Source organism: Paraeggerthella sp. LCP19S3_G8, from assembly GCF_052119225.1.
Taxonomy (GTDB): Bacteria; Actinomycetota; Coriobacteriia; order Coriobacteriales; family Eggerthellaceae; genus Paraeggerthella; species Paraeggerthella hominis.
Window position 1 is genome coordinate 118,789 of the sequence record NZ_JBQKFQ010000007.1, and the last position, 15,604, is coordinate 134,392.

Consider the following 15,604-nt stretch of genomic DNA (forward strand, 5'->3'; position numbering starts at 1 on the left):
CAGGGCGAAGAAGGTCGGCCCTTCGCTTCGCCGGTCGCTTACGCAGCTAGCAGATTCGCCTCAATCCATCCAAAAAGGGCGGCCGTGTGGCCGCCCCGCTTGCTTCGTTCATCGAAGCGAGGCACCGGCCCCGTTCCGTTTCCTTGCTTTATTTCAGGCGGTTGACGAACCAGTCCGCCATACCGACCAGCAAGTCGAGCGCCGTCGACGGCCTCACTAAATCGATCAGGCGATTCTTGGCGATGTCGGTCAGGTTTTCGGCGTAGTTGCGCGCATAATCTATGCTGCCGGACTCCTCCATGATGGCCACAGCCTCGGCCAACACCTTCGGATCTTTCTCCTTCGACGAAAGAATCTCGATCAAGCGATCGCGCTTCGGGGAATTCTGCAACGCGTGAACCACCACGAGCGTGCGCTTGCCCTCGGTAATATCGTTGCGGAAATCCTTCTTCGTGCTTTCCTCGGACCCCACAAGGTTCAAAAGGTCGTCCTGGATCTGGAATGCAAGACCCGTGTCCAAACCGTAATTGCGCAGGGCCTCGATTTCAACCTCGGTACCGCCGCCGATGATGGCGCCGATTGCCAGGGGCACCGCACCCGAGTAATGCGCGGTCTTGTGCGTGGCCATGACCAAGTAGTCCTCGGGCGTGATGTCGTAGCGACCGTCGCGCGCCCAGCCAATGTCAAGCGCCTGGCCCTCGATGGTTCGGCGCGTCATCTCGATAAGCTCGGAGATCACGCGAACCTTCATGGAGTCATCCAGGTTCGGGTCGGAGATCACGGTCCCGTTCACCAGGGAAAGAGCCAGGTCACCGGCGTTAATGGCAAGGCCGTACCCTTCCGTCAGGTGCATGCACGGCTCACCGCGACGAAGCTCGGCCTCGTCGGCGATGTCGTCGTGAATAAGCGCAGCTGTATGGAAATGCTCGATGGCGGCCGCAGCGCTCGTAGCGCGCGACATGTCCCCGCCAACGGCGCGACATGCGGCGAAGCAAATGAGCGGACGGTGGCGCTTTCCCCCGTTTTTGCTGTACTCGATAAGAGGATCGTACAGGTAGCGATCCATATCGGCATGCGAGCCCTTCGGAATATACGCATTGACTAAGCCGCCGACGCGGTCGGCGTACACCGTCAAATACTCTTCGAACGACTCGGGGGGCTCTTCCACTGCGGCGATGATCTCGTTGATGTTGTCCATAGCGCTTTCTCTGTAAGCTTTGACAAATTCCGGAAACCTCATGGTATCACAAGAATTGAATATGGTTTCTCGACGGTTCCCCAGCGGTTCATTTTTTCGCTTTCTCCGCATATCCGCCAAAGATTATGCGAAATGGAACATAATCGAAAGCGCGAAACCTCGCCGAACGGGGCAGCACCATGCACGAGGAACGCGGAACGACCGAACGGTCGCAGCCCTCACGCGGCTGCCGCACGCGCGCATAGTATGGTAGGAGCGGTGGGACTCGAACCCACAAGACCGAAGCCGGCGGATTTTAAGTCCGCTGCGTATGCCAATTCCGCCACGCTCCCCCGTTGCCGCGCATCGTCGATCAACCCCAAACGCGCAAGGCTTTTTTCGACGCGGTATATGGTAGCAAATTTTGAGCCGTATGACCGGATGAACTAGCGCGTCGCCGCATCCAGAATAATGCCGTGCAAGATATCCGACTCGCTTACCGTGAAAGAATCCATGCCCGCCGAATCAAGCACGCTTTGCAGGATGATCATCCCCGCCACGATCACGGGAGCGCGTCCAGGATCCAGCCCCACGATCTGCTCGCGATCGGCAAGCACAACGCTGCGAAGCTGGTCGTACACCTGATCGAGCGCAGGACGGTCGACCAGCGCCTTGTGAACGCGAGCGGTGTCGTAAACGCTCATGCGCTCGCGGATGGAAACCACCGTTGTAGCCGTTCCCGCCACCGCGACCAGCCGATCAGCGCGAAAGCCCGACGCCCTCAACTCCTCGAAAAACAAGGACATGCCCGAAGAAATCCACGCACGAGCGGCCTGCAGCTCGGCGCAGCTTGGAGGATCGGAGGCCAGGAACTTTTCCGTCACGCGACGACACCCGATGTTGAACGAATGGGATTTCACGGGATCGCCGCCGGAAGGACCTGCTACGACCTCGGTAGAGCCCCCGCCGATGTCGACGACCACAAGCTGCTCGCCGGGAAAATCGCACGAAGCCCCTTTGAACGAGAGCGACGCTTCCTTCTGCCCCGGAATAACCGACAGGGAAACGCCCAGCGCAGACAGCATGCCTGCGAATTCCGCGGCGTTGCGCGCGTCGCGCGCAGCCGACGTGGCCATAGCGGTCACGTGCACCAGCGGATGATCGGGCGAGACGAAGGAATCCAACACCTCGCGATAACCCTTCACGGCAGACGCCACGCGCTCCATGGCCTCAGGCTTCAGCACGCCCGAAGCATCCACCCCTTCGCCAAGGTTCGTGATCTGGTATTCGCGATCCAGCTCGTGCAGCCGTCCTTGCTCGTCCACGTCCGCAACCAACATGCGGCACGTCACGGTTCCGATATCGATTGCCGCGTATCGGCCAGCATGCAGCACGCGCGAGCCGTCGACGTCTTTTTCCACGAAAGGCCTCCTACTCGACACCGAACAGCGCATCGAAAAACGGCGAGTACCAGGTATCGGGAGCCTCGATGCTGCCGGGGGTTATGTTGGCGCGAAACGTGCTGGCGTCCTCTTTCTCGATTTCAAGACCGCGCACGGTAGCCGTTTCTTCGCCATCTTTCACCCATCCGAACTGCTCATGAGCGCGCGCCTCCACGCCCGAATCGGTCTGAAGGGACGACACGTCGCTTTGCAGGGCCTCGTTGCGCTCTTCGAGGGCAGCATACTCCGCCTGCAAGCGATCGTTTTCACGAACCGCGTGATAGTACTGCTGGGCGGCCGGATACAGGAACACGCACGAAAGAGCCAAGCACGCGGCAACCGCGGCCGTGGCTATGAACTTCGGAGACGATTTCAACGCCGCAACGGAACCGAACGAGAAGCCGCGCTTCTTGGACGCACGGGGGCTCGACTCGTTCTGCATGCGCGCAGCCTGCCGATGCTTCGCGCCCATCTCGCCTTTGTACACGGCAGCGCGAGAGCCCGACGCTTCCCCGTCCGACCCCTGACGCGCGTCCCCGAACTGCTTGGCGAACGCCCGACCCGCCTTGTCCTTGGCGCGCTTCTTCTTGAAAGCGACCATCCGGGACACGCGTTCGCCGCCGCGGTTCTCGGCGCGATCGCCATCGTCTCGATCCGCTTCGTCGCTGCGGCGCGAAACCGGACGATCCGCCGCTGCCGAACGGCTCGAAGCGCCGAACGGATCGTCGGACAAGCGGGCATGACGGCCGACCGAAGCCGGGCGAGACGGCTCGACGCGCACGGCATTCCTTCCGCTGCGCGCGGAAGCGCGGGGCTGCTCGAAACGAGAAGACGCAACGGCCCGCACCGTCGACGCCGAAGCGCGCGACGAAGAGCCGCGGGCGGAAGCCTGCCGAAACGGCGATTCGAAGGTGGAAAGATCATCGGAGAACCGAGGGGGCATCGATGGCACGACCCTCGATGAGCGGTATGCGCCCACGTCGCGTTTTGCCTCGTCGAACGAGAGAATATTCGCCTGCCTTGACACCTGGATTGCGCCCCTTTTGCATCGTGTTTCGTTGAATGGTTTGTTTAATGCGAGAGCTGCTGCAAGGATACCACACCGCAACCCGAGCTGCCACCGAAGGCAACGGCTCGAAACGGCCTGTCTCCAATTTGTTGAACGCCTTGATAGCCGCGAAAAAAGGGCCGCGCGAACGCGGCCCGAACACCCTTACAAATCGAGTTTCTTAATATAAGAACTCCATTTTTTGTACGAATCGTCGCTGATAGCATGCTCCATGAGGCACGCCTCCTTCTCGGCTTGCTCGTCCGGCACTCCGAGAGCCTTGGTCAAGAACGTAAACAGCATGTGATGCCGATCGAGCACCGACACGCCGTATTCGTACCCCTCGTCGGTCAACGTGATATCCCCGTAGTAAGGCTGCTCGGCCAGGCCCTTTTCCTTGAGCAGCGAAACGGCTTTATTCACCGAAGCCTTGGAAACGCCAAGCTTCGTCGCAATATCAACCGACCTCACGGACGCTTCCGTCGTACCCCCCAGCATGACGATCGCCTCAAGGTAGTCTTCGTGCGACATGGACATCTTTTCCACTGAATCCTCCTTCGATCACCGTGCTATGGTACCACACGGCATCGCAAGAGCAGGGGAAGCCCGAACAGAATGGAAGCAGTACGAGGAGAGTGCCGGCGAGGGAAGAGGGGGAAGATCCCTCGCCGGCTGCTGTGTGGTGGACGACCAGACGAGGGAGTCTCCACCACCGGGTCAGCAAAAAGAGGAGGTGTCCTTCAGGTTTGCTTTCGCGTCCCTGTTGACATTTGTTAGTATAGGTTAACTTTGATCTGCACGTCAACTACCTTTGAGGAAAGTTTGCTTTGGCATACAATTCCTCCATATATCGCGAACCCGGGGCAATCCCCTTCGATGCTCGCTCAGCGACGGGCGTCCGCCGCCTTCTTCATATCGGCCATCATCTGGTCGACGGCTCCGCAGCCGGCGCAGCCTCCGCAACCTCCCGAGCACGATCCTCCGTGGGCGTCGTCGCCCTTGTGGCAATCGCACATGCCGTTGCGCCACATGCGGCGCACGGCCAGAAACGCCAACGCCGCAACCAGCAGCCCCACGATCACCGTAGCGGGGGTGAATTCCAAACCGAACATGTCCAGCTCCTTTCCAATACGCTGCAAATGCGGGCGGGCGGCGCCCCGTCTTGGCGCGCCGCCCAACCCCTTCAGCAAGATTCTCGTTCGCGATCCAGCTTCACGAGCCTACGCAGCGCCGCCTTCGGCCTTCAAGCCCTCGACAGCGTTTTTCTTCTCGTACGACGGCATGGGGCGAAACATCTGGAACAACATGCCGCCCAGAATCACGATGGCCACAACCGTCCACACGTTGAACTCCACCTCGCCGGACAACAAGCCGCCGAACTGGTAGAACATAAGCCCCACGCACCATGCGAACACGGTCATGTACCCGATGGCGAACCATGTCCACTTCGCGCTTTCCATCTGGCGGCGAATAGTGCCGATAGCAGCGAAGCACGGCGCGCACAGCAGGTTGAAGGCGCAGAAGGCCAAGATCGCCGGAACGGAACCCGCCATCATGCCGGCGAACGCGGCCCACATGGTGGGGTCGGCCTCGCCCGCATCGCCCAAGCTGGTGATGATGCCAACGGTGGCCACGACGTTCTCCTTCGCCACCAATCCGGTGACGGACGTGACCGTAGCCTGCCAGTCGCCGAAGCCAAGCGGCGCGAACACCCAGCCGATCGCATTGCCCAAGCCAGCCATAAGGCTTTTCTGGATGTAGCCTTCGGCCTCGGAATCAAGCAAGCCGAAGCCCGCGCCCGTGTCGCCAAAGTTCATGAGGAACCAGATGACGATGGTGGACAGGAAGATGATGGTACCGGCCTTCACGATGTAGCTTCGAATGCGCTCCCACGTAGCCAGCAAAATGGACTTCACCGTAGGCAGGTGATAGGACGGCAGTTCCATGACGAACGGGGACACCTCGCCCGCGAACATGCGGGTCTTTTTCAACATGATGCCGGAAATGATGATGGCGATGACGCCCAAGAAGTAGAACAACGGCGCGACCCACCAGGTTTCCGCGGTATTGCCGCCCGCAATGGCGCCGAACACCAGCGCGATGATGGGCATTTTCGCGCCGCAGGGAATCATGGTGGTCGTCATGATGGTCATGCGGCGATCCCGCTCGTTCTCGATGGTCTTCGTGGCCATGACGGCGGGCACGCCGCAACCGGAAGCCACCAACATGGGGATAAAGCTCTTGCCCGACAGGCCGAACCGGCGGAAGATGCGGTCCATGATGAAGGCGACGCGCGCCAAATACCCGCAGCCCTCCAAGAACGCGAGCAGCAAGAACAAGATGATCATCTGCGGAACGAACCCGATAACGGCTCCCACGCCCGCGACGATGCCGTCCATGATAAGGCTTTGGAGCCACGGGGCGACGTCGGCCGATTCAAGGGCGTCTCCCAGCACCGTGCCCAAGCCGGGAATCCACAGGCCAAACTCGGAGGGATCGGGCTCCTCCTCTTTAAGGGACGCGATTTCCTCTTCGCTGGCCCCGGCCTCCTCGGCCTCGGCCACGCTCTCTTCCCAGGCGCCGACGGCTTCTTCGTACTGCTCGTTGCCGGTGTAGAGCCATCCGTCGCCGGAAATGCCGTCGTTCGCCCAGTCGGTAACGACGCCCGTTCCCACGGAAATGGCCAGATAGTACACAAGCGCCATGATCACCACGAAGATGGGCAGGCCCAGCCAGCGGTTGGTCACCACGCGGTCGATCTTCTGCGTCGAGGTCATGCCCTTGCTCGAGCGCTTCACCGTGTCGGCAACCACCTGCGTGACGGCATCGTAGCGTTCGGTTGTGATAATGCTCTCGGCGTCGTCGTCAAGCGCGTCTTCGACCTCTTTGCGCAAGGCATCGATGGCGCTGAGATCTTTTGCGGGAAGGTCCAAGCTGGCAACGGTCATGTCCTCGCCCTCGAACAGCTTGATGGCGAACCAGCGCGCCGTAGCGGGAGAAACGCGCCTGCCCAGAATGCCCTCGATCTTGACAACGGCGTCTTCGACGACCGCATCGAACGGCAGCCGAGGCTTCGGAGCCGCGCCTTCCTTCGCCGCTTTCACGGCGGCGTCCAAAAGCTGCTCCATGCCATGGCCTTTGAGCGCCGAAGTCTCGATGACCGGGCAGCCCAGCCGTGCGGACAAGCCGGGGACGTCGATCTTGTCGCCGTTTTTCTTCACCAGGTCCATCATGTTGAGCGCAACGACCACCGGCACGCCCAGATCGAGGATTTGCGTGGTCAGGTACAGGTTGCGCTCGAGGTTCGTAGCGTCAACCAAGTTGATGACGGCGTCCGGCCCGCCCTTCAGCAGGTAGTCGCGCGTCACGATCTCTTCAGGAGAGTACGGGGACAACGAGTACACGCCCGGAAGGTCCGTGATGACGATGTCTTTGTTGCGGGTGTACTTACCCTCTTTCTTTTCGACGGTCACGCCCGGCCAGTTGCCAACGTATTGGCTTGCACCGGTCAGGTCGTTGAACATCGTGGTCTTGCCGCAGTTAGGGTTTCCGGCAAGCGCTATTCGAATTGTCATTGTCTGCCTTTCCAGCAAGTTAACTTCTGCTAACTCATTCCCAAAAAAGAAGCGCTTTCGCGCCGATCCTCGTCATCTGACGCATGCTTCGCGCACGCGCGAGAGCGTCAGCCGACGAGGATGCTTTCCGCTTCGCTTTTGCGCAGCGACAGCTCGTAGCCGCGCACCGTGACCTCGAGCGGATCGCCAAGCGGCGCAACCTTGCGAACGAACACGTCCGTGCCCTTCGTGATGCCCATGTCCATGATGTGGCGCTTAAGGGCGCCCTCCCCCGTTAGACGGCGGACGGTAGCCACCTCCCCAATTGCCACGTCGCGCAGCGTTCTGTTCTGACCTTCAGTCATGCACGTTCTCCTTCCTTAACTCTATTTCCGCTTTGCTCGCCCGACAGAAACGCCCCGCGCGCGGCACCTTGGTCGCTGATTGCGAAACCGTTCGGCACGGCGTGGGGCGAAGCACGCACGAAAGCGCACGGTGAAAAACCGTGCTTCCGCGCAGAAGCCGCTTTTTAAGCTGCAGTGATGATGCGCGACGCCACCTGCTGGCTCAACGCAACTTGGGAACCCTTGATCTCCACGATCAAGTCGCCAGCCGCATGCGCGACGACCTGCACTTGGACGCCCTCGACGAATCCCAGGGTTTCCAGATGATGGCGCAGCTCGCCTTTGCCTCGCACCTTCGCGATCACGGCCACCTCCCCGCTTCTCAAAAACGATAGCGGCATTTGATGAACCGTCGCGCTCGGCACCGAGGCTTGAGAAATAGCTCCCTGCGTGCTGGCAGCCACTGCGTTGTCCATGTCGACTCCCATCGAGTTAGCTTTGTATAACACAAAGTATCTTATAGCAAACATTTTGCAAATGGAAGCCATAGTTAACATTTTCTACAGACGGACGCGAAGGCGGGACCGCAAGCCGATTGCGGTTTCGGAGCGAACGATGGGCGCGGCCTTCGGCGAAGAGCGTAATTCCCTTGCCGATTCTCCTGCTTGCCGACGAGGGCCGCATAGTATACTGAAAATGGATAATGAACTGCAGGACTTCGGGCAGAAAGCGCAGAACATGGCTGAAAACCTCTATATCGATACGCGCGGGCGGACCGAACGCCCGGTTACGTTCACGGAAGCCGTCGTCGACGGTCTGGCCGCAGGCGGCGGGCTGTACGTTCCCCAGAGCATTCCGCAGCTTTCCCTTGAGGGCATAACCGCGTTGGCCCAGATGCCGTACGCGCAGCGCGCATCCTACGTTTACCGCGCCTTCGACGTTGACCTGCCGGCCGAAACCGTAGACGCGCTTATGGCTCAGGCTTACGGCGACAACTTCGATAGCCAGGCCGTCTGCCCTATTTCGTCGCTCAACGCGAACACGCACGTGCTGGAGCTGTGGCACGGCCCCACGAGCGCGTTCAAGGACATGGCGCTGCAGTGCCTGCCGCGGTTCTTCTCCGCCAGCGCCAGCCAGCTGCGCGACCAGGGAAAACTTGACCACGAATTCCTCATTCTGGTAGCCACCTCCGGCGACACGGGCAAAGCGGCGCTCGAAGGGTTCCGCGACCAGGACGGCGTGTCCATTGCCGTCATGTACCCCGACGGAGGCGTGAGCGACATCCAGTTCAAGCAGATGGCCACGCAGCAGGGCCGCAACGTGCAGGTATGGGGCGTGCGCGGGAACTTCGACGACTGCCAAACGGGCGCGAAGAACGTGTTCAACGACGACGCGTTCGCGCAGAAGCTGCTTGACAAGCAGGGCGTGGCGCTTTCCAGCGCGAACTCCATCAACTGGGGACGACTGCTGCCGCAGGTGGTGTACTACGTATCGGCCTACGCGCAGCTGGTGGCGGATGGCAAGTTGGGCGCCGGCGACGAGCTGGACGTATGCGTTCCCACCGGCAACTTCGGCAACATCCTGGCCGCGTACTACGCCAAGCGCATGGGCGTGCCCCTTGGCATGCTCCTGTGCGCCAGCAACGAGAACCGCGTGCTGACGGACTTCATCAACACGGGCACGTACGATATTTCCGATCGCGACTTCGTGCTGACGCCGTCGCCGTCCATGGACATTCTGGTATCGTCGAACCTGGAGCGCCAGCTGTTCGAGCTGACCGACCGCAATGCCGAGGCCATCGCCGGCTGGATGGCCGACCTGCGCGAACAGGGCCGCTTCCGCATTGACGAGAGCACGTTCGCCCGCGTGCGCGAGACGTTCGCATCCGACTCCATCGACAACGCCGCGTGCCTGGAAACCATCAAGGCCGTGCTGGACGAGCACGATTACCTGCTGGATCCGCATACGGCCGTAGCCTACCAGGTGGCCGAGAACCTGCGCAGGCAGAACCCGGTGCTCATTGCCAGCACCGCCCATTGGGCGAAATTCGGCGACAACGTGTACCGCGCCCTGCACGACATCGAACCGGGCGCGCCGCTGCCGGACGACGTAGCTGCCCTTACCGGGTGCGCGCTCAACGAGCTGATCGCGCGCGAAACGGGCAAGCACGACATCCCTCGCGGGCTTGCCGAGCTGGACGAGCTGCCCATTCGCTTCACCGACGTGATCGACGCGGGAACCGGCGACATCGAAACCGCAGCGCTGCGGTTCCTTGACAACCTGAGCAAACGATAGACGAACCGGCCACGAGCGCCGTACGAGAAAAGGACGAGACCATGAGCGAGCTTGCGAACCTGAAGCCGACCATTCGACTTTCCATCATGAACCCCGACTCCGACAGCGGATCGCTGTTCGGGCGGGGCATCGCCAGCCTGTGCTTGGGCGTACGAGAAACGGGATCGCTCAACGCAGCCGCGAAGAGCATGGGCATGGCGTACAGCAAGGCTTGGCGCATCATCAAAGACACCGAGTCGGCGCTGGACATGCAGCTGCTGCATCGCGACGGGGCGCACGGCAGCAGCCTGACCGATTCGTGCAACAAGCTGCTTGACGCGTACCTGTCCATCGAGGAGAAGCTTCAAGAAGAAGCCGAGAAAGCGTTCGCCGACATTTTGGTGTAGCGCCGGGGCGCGAAGACTCATGCGCCCCGATAGTACCAAACGGCAAGCTGGGTGCGGTTCTTGCATCCCAGCTTCTGCAGGATCGTGCTGATGTGATTGCGCACGGTTCCGTCGCTCAAGTACAGCTGCGCGGCGATTTCCTTGTTGTCGAGGCCTTCGGCCACCAGCGACACGACGGCCTGCTCGCGTTCGGTGAGCAGGCCGTCGCTTTGAGCACCGCGTTGGCCCGTCGAAGCAGCGTGGCTTCCCATGAGCTTGCCCACGCGGCCCACCACCTCCTCCCCCAGCACGTTCTGGCCGGACATAACGCTGCGCAGCGCCGGCGCAATGGTGGCAACCTCCTGCTTGATCAGGTAGCCGCGCGCGCCCAGGCGGAGTGCGCGAACGATGTACTCGTCATCGGAGAATGTGGTCAGAAACACGATGCGCGCAGAGGGACGGGCGGTCAAGATGCGCTCGGCCGCGGCCAAGCCGTCTATGCCCGGCATCTGGATATCCATGAGCAGCACGTCGGGCTCGTGCGCATCGTAGAGCCGTACCGCATCTTCCCCGTTTTCGCCGCAGGCGGCCACGTCCACGTCGGGCTCGGCCGACAGAATGGTTGCAAGAGATGCGGCAACAAACGCATCGTCGTCCACGACGACCACGCGAATGGATCGTCCATTTGCCTTGGAACCGTCGATCATACCCGCTCCTCCCCCGCGCCTTTCGGCACGGACGCGAACACCTTGCATCCCTTTTCGAACGACACACGGAACACGCCGCCCAGCGCACGGGCCCGATCTTCCATCGTGGTCAGGCCGATGCCGCGCCCGTCTTCGCCCATCGCGGGCGGACGCGTGCCGTCGTCATGCACGACGAGCCGATAGAATCCCGGATGCTCCACCACCGAAACCTCTACCATGCCGGCGTTGCTATGACGCACCGCGTTGGAAAGCGCCTCGCGCACAATAGCAATGAAGCCGTAGCCGACCTCCGCGGGCACGTGGTCCGCCCGAAACTCAATGCGAACCGGCAGCGCGCACGCCTCGGCCGCAGCGCGCACCTGCGTTTCCAGGTCGAACGCGTCGTCGTGCAGGTCATGGACGCTCGCACGCACGGTGCCCATGGCCTCGTGCAGCGTCTCGCCCACCTGGGCAAGCTCCGAGCGCACGCGCTCGTCGTCTCGATGGACCACCTGCAGCGCCTCGGTTTGCATGATGGCGCGCGTCAGAAGATGACCCACGTTGTCGTGTATCTCGCGAGCGATGCGGCCGCGCTCGGCCAGCGTGGCCAAACGGACCTCGAGGTCTTGCCGCTCGCGCAGCTGGGCGTTTTTCTCCTCGAGCGCCAACGTCCCTTCCCGCAGGTCATCGCGCAAATGACGGGCCTCTTCCTTCTCGCGCAAGCTGACGGCGGTGCGACGTGCGAGCGCGTAGGCGAGCACGCATCCGAACAGCATGACAACGGCCGCAAGCGACTCCATGCGCAGAACGCACACGAACGCGGGAAGCAGCCATCCAAACCGAAGAACCCGGCAGGAGCCGCGCGCCAGATCGTACACCGCAAGCGGCAGAAACGTGCCGAGCACCGGATCGACCAGGCACGCGAGCGCATAAGAGCACGGCAGCCACCGCGCCCAACGACGCGGAAGCACCTCTGCAAGCGCCGAGAACAGCACTGCGATCAGCATCGCGGCCACGTACGCACCGTTCCACGCGACAACGGCGACGCCCAACGCCGTGCAGGCAAGCACGGCAACCTTGTCGACGATTCTCTCCATGCGCCCATGGTAGCAGGTCAACGCAAGCTTTGCGGAAAAGGCATGGGCGCGCCGACGCTTTCGTGACAGATGTCATGGCCTTGCGGCCAAGGGGATGACCGCGCTCACTGGCGAACTCCGGTCAAACGGGCGATTATGGTGACAACGCTTGCGGGCTTGCGAAAAAACGCGCCGCGAAGCGTCCGAGAAAGGAACTCCCATGGACATCATAGCCGTCGACAACCTGGTCAAACGCTACGGCAGCGCCATCGCGCTCGACCATTTCAGCCTGCATATCGCACCCGGCGAGATATTCGGGCTGCTCGGTCCGAACGGATCGGGCAAAACCACCGCCATCAACTGCATCTTGCAGCTGCTCACCTTCGACAAGGGAACCATCAACCTGTTCGGAGAGCCCATGGCGCCGACGCGCTACGACCTGAAGCGGCGCATCGGCGTGGTTCCGCAAAACGTTGCGGTGTTCGAGGAGATGACGGTGCGCGAGAACATCGACTACTTCTGCTCGCTGTACGTGTCCGACCGGCTGCGCCGGCGCGCGCTCGTAGACGAAGCGATCGCGTTCGTGGGCCTGGAGGAGTTCGTCAAGCACCGCCCCCGCAAGCTGTCGGGCGGCCTTTTGCGACGCCTGAACATCGCCTGCGGCATCGCGCACAAGCCCGAGCTCATCTTCTTCGACGAACCCACCGTAGCCGTGGACCCGCAAAGCCGCAACTCCATTCTGGAAGGCATCAAGCGCCTGAACGCCGAAGGCTCCACCGTGGTGTACACGAGCCACTACATGGAAGAGGTGGAGGATATATGCAGCCGCATCATGATCATGGATCGCGGCCGCACGATAGCCGCGGGAACGAACGACGAGCTCAAAGCCATGATAAGAACCGGCGAACGCATCCGCATCGAGCTGGACGAAGCTCCCGAAGCGCTTGTGGCCGACGTGCGGGAGCTGCCGCACGTACTGCGCGCATCGTTCGACGGCGAGGCGCTGGAAGCCGTTTGCGACAACGGCACGCACAACGTGGCCGACGTGCTGGACGTGCTGAAATCCCACGGCGCGGCCCCCGGTCGCATTTGGGCGGAACCGCCCACCCTCAACGATGTGTTCCTGGAGATCACCGGAACCGAACTGCGGGATTCCTAGGAGGGGCCATGTGGACCACGTTCAAATACACCGCGAAGATGCTCACGCGAACGCCGTCGTTATTCGTCTGGGCCTTCGCCTTCCCCATTTTGCTTTCGACGCTGTTCATGTTCATGTTCTCAGGGCTTGACGCACAGGAGTCGATCAGTCCCGTGCCGAGCGTCGTGGTTGCGGACGCCGCGTATGAAGGCTCTGCGTTTGCGCAGATGATCGACCAGCTGAGCACCGGCAACGACCGACTGCTGGACGTTCGGCAGGTGGCAAGCGAGGACGCTGCACGCGACTTGGTCCGAAGCGGCGAGGTGGCCGGAGGGTTCTCCGTCGACGACGAGGGCAATCCCGTGCTCATCGCGGCAGCGGGAACGCAAAGCCTTAACAGCAGCCTGAGCCGCATCAATGCCACCATCCTGCAGACCATCGCCGATTCCTACGCGCAGAACGCGGAGCTTTTGACGCAGATCGCCCGCACCAACCCGCTTGCACTGGCCGACGCCGACGCCGTGCGGCAGGCCCTCGACGCCCCGGCGGCAACCGAACAGGTATCGCTCACGCACAGCTCGCCTTCCCAAAGCGTTCGGTTCTACTACGCGCTTTTAGGCATGGCGGCCCTGTTCACCAGCCAGGTTTCCATGTTCGCCCTATGCCAGATGCAACCCAATCTCTCGATTTTGGGAGCGCGACGCACGGTAGGGGCGATCAGCCGCACGAAAGCGCTGGCAGCCACGTTGGCGGCAAGCTGGTCGCTGGCCCTTGCATGCCTTTTGGCGGCGTTCGCCTACATTCGCTTCGTCGTAGGGGTGGACTTCGGAGGAAGAGAAGGGCTGTGCATGGTGGGACTGGCGGCCGCCGCGCTGCTGGCCACGGCGCTCGGCACCCTTATCGGCGCGCTGCCGAAAATGAGCCTTCCCGCGAAATCGGGCATCCTGACGGGCGCGACCTGCTTCCTGTCGCTGTTCGCGGGCCTGTACGGCGAACCGTGCATGCAGCTTGCCGACAGCATCGCCCGCGCATTTCCGATAACCGCCACGTTGAACCCCGCAAAGCTAACGACCGATCTGTTCTACAGCCTGTACTACTACGACGCGCTGGGGCCGTTCTTCGAGAAGATGCTCGTTCTGCTTGCATTCGGCGCGGTCCTGTTCGCTCTGTCCGCTCTTTTCATTAGGAGGCAACGCTATGAGCATCTTTAAGGCAGCCCTTCGCGTTGCACTCAGCCACCCTGTGTACCTGCTGGTGTACGCCGTATGGCTGAGTGCCATGGGCGTGTTCGTCACCAGCGGCGTTGCCGCGGACACCGGTCAAGACGAATTCGAAAGCTACACGGCCAATATCGCCGTGATCGACCGGGACGGGTCGGACCTGTCGCGCGGCCTGGAAGATCACCTTGCCGAACGGGCGACGCTGGTCGAAGTGGAGGACAACACGCTCGCTTTGCAAGACGCCATAGCAACGGGCCTGGTCGAATGCTTGTTCATTGTTCCCGACGGCTTCGGGGAAGCGTACGTGAACGCAGCCAGGACGGGCGGAGACGCACCTGTTGTGGAATCGGTTTACAGCTACCAGTCGATGTCAGGATCGCTGTTCGATCAAGATGTCAATCGGTACCTTTCCCTGGTGGCCGCCGCTGCCGCTCTTGACGAAGCAGCCGAAGCAGACAGCTTGGTGAAGCAGGCGAACGAGGCGGCCGCGCATACGGCGAGCGTGGACGCCGTCACCTCGGCAGACGCCGCAGCCCCTACCGATCAGCTGGCGTTCTACCTGCAATGGAGCACGTACACGCTCACGGTGGCCATCATCGTATGCGTAAGCCTGCTTATGAACTCGTTCAACCGCACCGACGTATCCCGGCGCAACGTCTCGTCGCCGGTTAGCCCGCTTTCGTACGGGCTGCAGATGACCTTGGGCTGCCTGTCCGTAACTTTGATGATAGGAGGGTTCAGCATCGGCTTGGGCATCGCGGTGTTCGGATCGTCGCTAGGAAGCGTGCCGCCCGCTGGAATAGCCTTGATGCTGGGCGCTTCGCTGGCGTTCTCGCTTGTTCCGTTGGGCATCGGGTTCTTGCTCGGACAGATAGGAACGAGCGAGCCCATCGCAAACGCAGCGGGCAACGTGCTGGGCTTGCTCATGGCGTTTTTGGGCGGTGCATGGGTCAGCCTGGATTTGCTCGCCCCCGAAGTGCAAGTGGCCGCGTACTTCACGCCTGCGTCCTGGTTCAACGACGCCGTGAGCCGAGCGCTTCGCCTTGACGCCGTGTCCTGGGATGCGATCAGCCCCATTCTGGGCGATATCGGTATCGTGCTGCTGTTCGCCTCCGTTTTGATCGCGTCCGGCCTGGTTGCCGGAAAGCTGCGAGCGTCAAGCTCGAGGGCCGGCGGCAACGCGGCGGCCGCGCGAGCGTAAGGGAAGCCGCCGGGGGGCCGACGCAGCACCGTCGGCCCCCTCTAAAAAGCAACCCCGC

Annotated in this window: 15 protein-coding genes and 1 tRNA gene; 5 read left to right on the forward strand and 11 right to left on the reverse strand. The window is 61.8% G+C overall.

What is annotated here, in order from left to right; genetic code table 11:
* Positions 1–148 precede the first annotated feature (148 nt).
* From ACTQZK_RS09360 to ACTQZK_RS09400, 9 genes are all read right to left on the reverse strand, one after another.
* Positions 149–1,198 (reverse strand): polyprenyl synthetase family protein, encoded by a 1,050-nt coding sequence (locus ACTQZK_RS09360; RefSeq protein ID WP_216528778.1) that lies wholly within the window; start codon positions 1,196–1,198, stop codon positions 149–151.
* A gap of 247 nt (positions 1,199–1,445) precedes the next feature.
* A tRNA-Leu gene (locus ACTQZK_RS09365) sits at positions 1,446–1,530 on the reverse strand.
* Positions 1,531–1,623: 93 nt separating this feature from the next.
* Positions 1,624–2,598 carry a Ppx/GppA phosphatase family protein gene (locus tag ACTQZK_RS09370; RefSeq protein ID WP_441899472.1) on the reverse strand — a complete coding sequence of 325 codons (975 nt, stop codon included), beginning with the start codon at positions 2,596–2,598 and terminating at the stop codon, positions 1,624–1,626.
* A 10-nt stretch (positions 2,599–2,608) separates the two neighbouring features.
* The gene (locus ACTQZK_RS09375) at positions 2,609–3,400 is read right to left on the reverse strand and encodes an FtsB family cell division protein (RefSeq protein WP_441899474.1); all 792 of its coding nucleotides are present in this window, start codon (positions 3,398–3,400) and stop codon (positions 2,609–2,611) included.
* A gap of 432 nt (positions 3,401–3,832) precedes the next feature.
* Positions 3,833–4,213 carry a metal-dependent transcriptional regulator gene (locus tag ACTQZK_RS09380; protein ID WP_114566254.1) on the reverse strand — a complete coding sequence of 127 codons (381 nt, stop codon included), beginning with the start codon at positions 4,211–4,213 and terminating at the stop codon, positions 3,833–3,835.
* 338 nt (positions 4,214–4,551) lie between these two features.
* Entirely contained in the window at positions 4,552–4,779 is a 228-nt protein-coding gene (locus ACTQZK_RS09385; RefSeq protein WP_114566253.1) for a hypothetical protein, read from the reverse strand.
* 108 nt (positions 4,780–4,887) lie between these two features.
* On the reverse strand, positions 4,888–7,242 hold the full coding sequence (gene feoB, locus ACTQZK_RS09390) for a ferrous iron transporter B (RefSeq protein ID WP_441899477.1): 2,355 nt from the start codon (positions 7,240–7,242) through the stop codon (positions 4,888–4,890).
* Positions 7,243–7,349: 107 nt separating this feature from the next.
* On the reverse strand, positions 7,350–7,586 hold the full coding sequence (locus ACTQZK_RS09395) for a FeoA family protein (protein ID WP_114566251.1): 237 nt from the start codon (positions 7,584–7,586) through the stop codon (positions 7,350–7,352).
* Positions 7,587–7,750: 164 nt separating this feature from the next.
* A complete protein-coding gene (locus ACTQZK_RS09400) occupies positions 7,751–8,041 on the reverse strand; it encodes a FeoA family protein (protein WP_225749863.1) in 291 nt (96 codons plus the stop codon).
* 220 nt (positions 8,042–8,261) lie between these two features.
* Between ACTQZK_RS09400 and thrC the strand changes: the two genes are divergently transcribed.
* Positions 8,262–9,860 carry a threonine synthase gene (gene thrC / locus ACTQZK_RS09405; protein ID WP_441899479.1) on the forward strand — a complete coding sequence of 533 codons (1,599 nt, stop codon included), beginning with the start codon at positions 8,262–8,264 and terminating at the stop codon, positions 9,858–9,860.
* Between the two features lie 41 nt (positions 9,861–9,901).
* A complete protein-coding gene (locus tag ACTQZK_RS09410) occupies positions 9,902–10,246 on the forward strand; it encodes a winged helix-turn-helix domain-containing protein (protein WP_114566249.1) in 345 nt (114 codons plus the stop codon).
* A gap of 17 nt (positions 10,247–10,263) precedes the next feature.
* Here the strand turns inward: ACTQZK_RS09410 and ACTQZK_RS09415 are convergent, their stop codons facing one another.
* Positions 10,264–10,932: a response regulator gene (locus ACTQZK_RS09415; RefSeq protein ID WP_441899481.1), complete on the reverse strand. Its 669-nt coding sequence runs from the start codon at positions 10,930–10,932 to the stop codon at positions 10,264–10,266.
* Positions 10,929–12,008 carry a sensor histidine kinase gene (locus tag ACTQZK_RS09420; protein ID WP_441899483.1) on the reverse strand — a complete coding sequence of 360 codons (1,080 nt, stop codon included), beginning with the start codon at positions 12,006–12,008 and terminating at the stop codon, positions 10,929–10,931. Before ACTQZK_RS09420 ends, ACTQZK_RS09415 begins: the two co-directional genes overlap by 4 nt.
* A 199-nt stretch (positions 12,009–12,207) precedes the next feature.
* On the opposite strand from ACTQZK_RS09420, the gene ACTQZK_RS09425 reads away from it, so the two are divergent.
* From ACTQZK_RS09425 to ACTQZK_RS09435, 3 genes are read left to right on the forward strand one after another with little or no spacing between them, the layout of a single operon-like run.
* Entirely contained in the window at positions 12,208–13,146 is a 939-nt protein-coding gene (locus ACTQZK_RS09425; RefSeq protein WP_114566246.1) for an ABC transporter ATP-binding protein, read from the forward strand.
* 8 nt (positions 13,147–13,154) lie between these two features.
* Positions 13,155–14,336, forward strand: a complete 1,182-nt coding sequence (locus tag ACTQZK_RS09430; protein WP_441899485.1) for an ABC transporter permease — start codon at positions 13,155–13,157, stop codon at positions 14,334–14,336.
* Positions 14,323–15,546: an ABC transporter permease gene (locus tag ACTQZK_RS09435; RefSeq protein WP_441899487.1), complete on the forward strand. Its 1,224-nt coding sequence runs from the start codon at positions 14,323–14,325 to the stop codon at positions 15,544–15,546. Before ACTQZK_RS09430 ends, ACTQZK_RS09435 begins: the two co-directional genes overlap by 14 nt.
* The last annotated feature ends 58 nt before the right edge of the window (positions 15,547–15,604 follow it).

Excerpts from the sequence above, each read along its gene's own strand:
- ACTQZK_RS09360 (WP_216528778.1), bottom strand. The coding sequence starts at position 1,198 with ATGGACAACATCAACGAGATCATCGCCGCAGTGGAAGAGCCCCCCGAG.
- ACTQZK_RS09385 (WP_114566253.1), bottom strand. The coding sequence starts at position 4,779 with ATGTTCGGTTTGGAATTCACCCCCGCTACGGTGATCGTGGGGCTGCTG.
- feoB (WP_441899477.1), bottom strand. The coding sequence starts at position 7,242 with ATGACAATTCGAATAGCGCTTGCCGGAAACCCTAACTGCGGCAAGACC.
- ACTQZK_RS09395 (WP_114566251.1), bottom strand. The coding sequence starts at position 7,586 with ATGACTGAAGGTCAGAACAGAACGCTGCGCGACGTGGCAATTGGGGAG.
- ACTQZK_RS09400 (WP_225749863.1), bottom strand. The coding sequence starts at position 8,041 with ATGGACAACGCAGTGGCTGCCAGCACGCAGGGAGCTATTTCTCAAGCC.
- thrC (WP_441899479.1), top strand. The coding sequence starts at position 8,262 with ATGGATAATGAACTGCAGGACTTCGGGCAGAAAGCGCAGAACATGGCT.
- ACTQZK_RS09410 (WP_114566249.1), top strand. The coding sequence starts at position 9,902 with ATGAGCGAGCTTGCGAACCTGAAGCCGACCATTCGACTTTCCATCATG.
- ACTQZK_RS09415 (WP_441899481.1), bottom strand. The coding sequence starts at position 10,932 with ATGATCGACGGTTCCAAGGCAAATGGACGATCCATTCGCGTGGTCGTC.
- ACTQZK_RS09420 (WP_441899483.1), bottom strand. The coding sequence starts at position 12,008 with ATGGAGAGAATCGTCGACAAGGTTGCCGTGCTTGCCTGCACGGCGTTG.
- ACTQZK_RS09425 (WP_114566246.1), top strand. The coding sequence starts at position 12,208 with ATGGACATCATAGCCGTCGACAACCTGGTCAAACGCTACGGCAGCGCC.
- ACTQZK_RS09430 (WP_441899485.1), top strand. The coding sequence starts at position 13,155 with ATGTGGACCACGTTCAAATACACCGCGAAGATGCTCACGCGAACGCCG.
- ACTQZK_RS09435 (WP_441899487.1), top strand. The coding sequence starts at position 14,323 with ATGAGCATCTTTAAGGCAGCCCTTCGCGTTGCACTCAGCCACCCTGTG.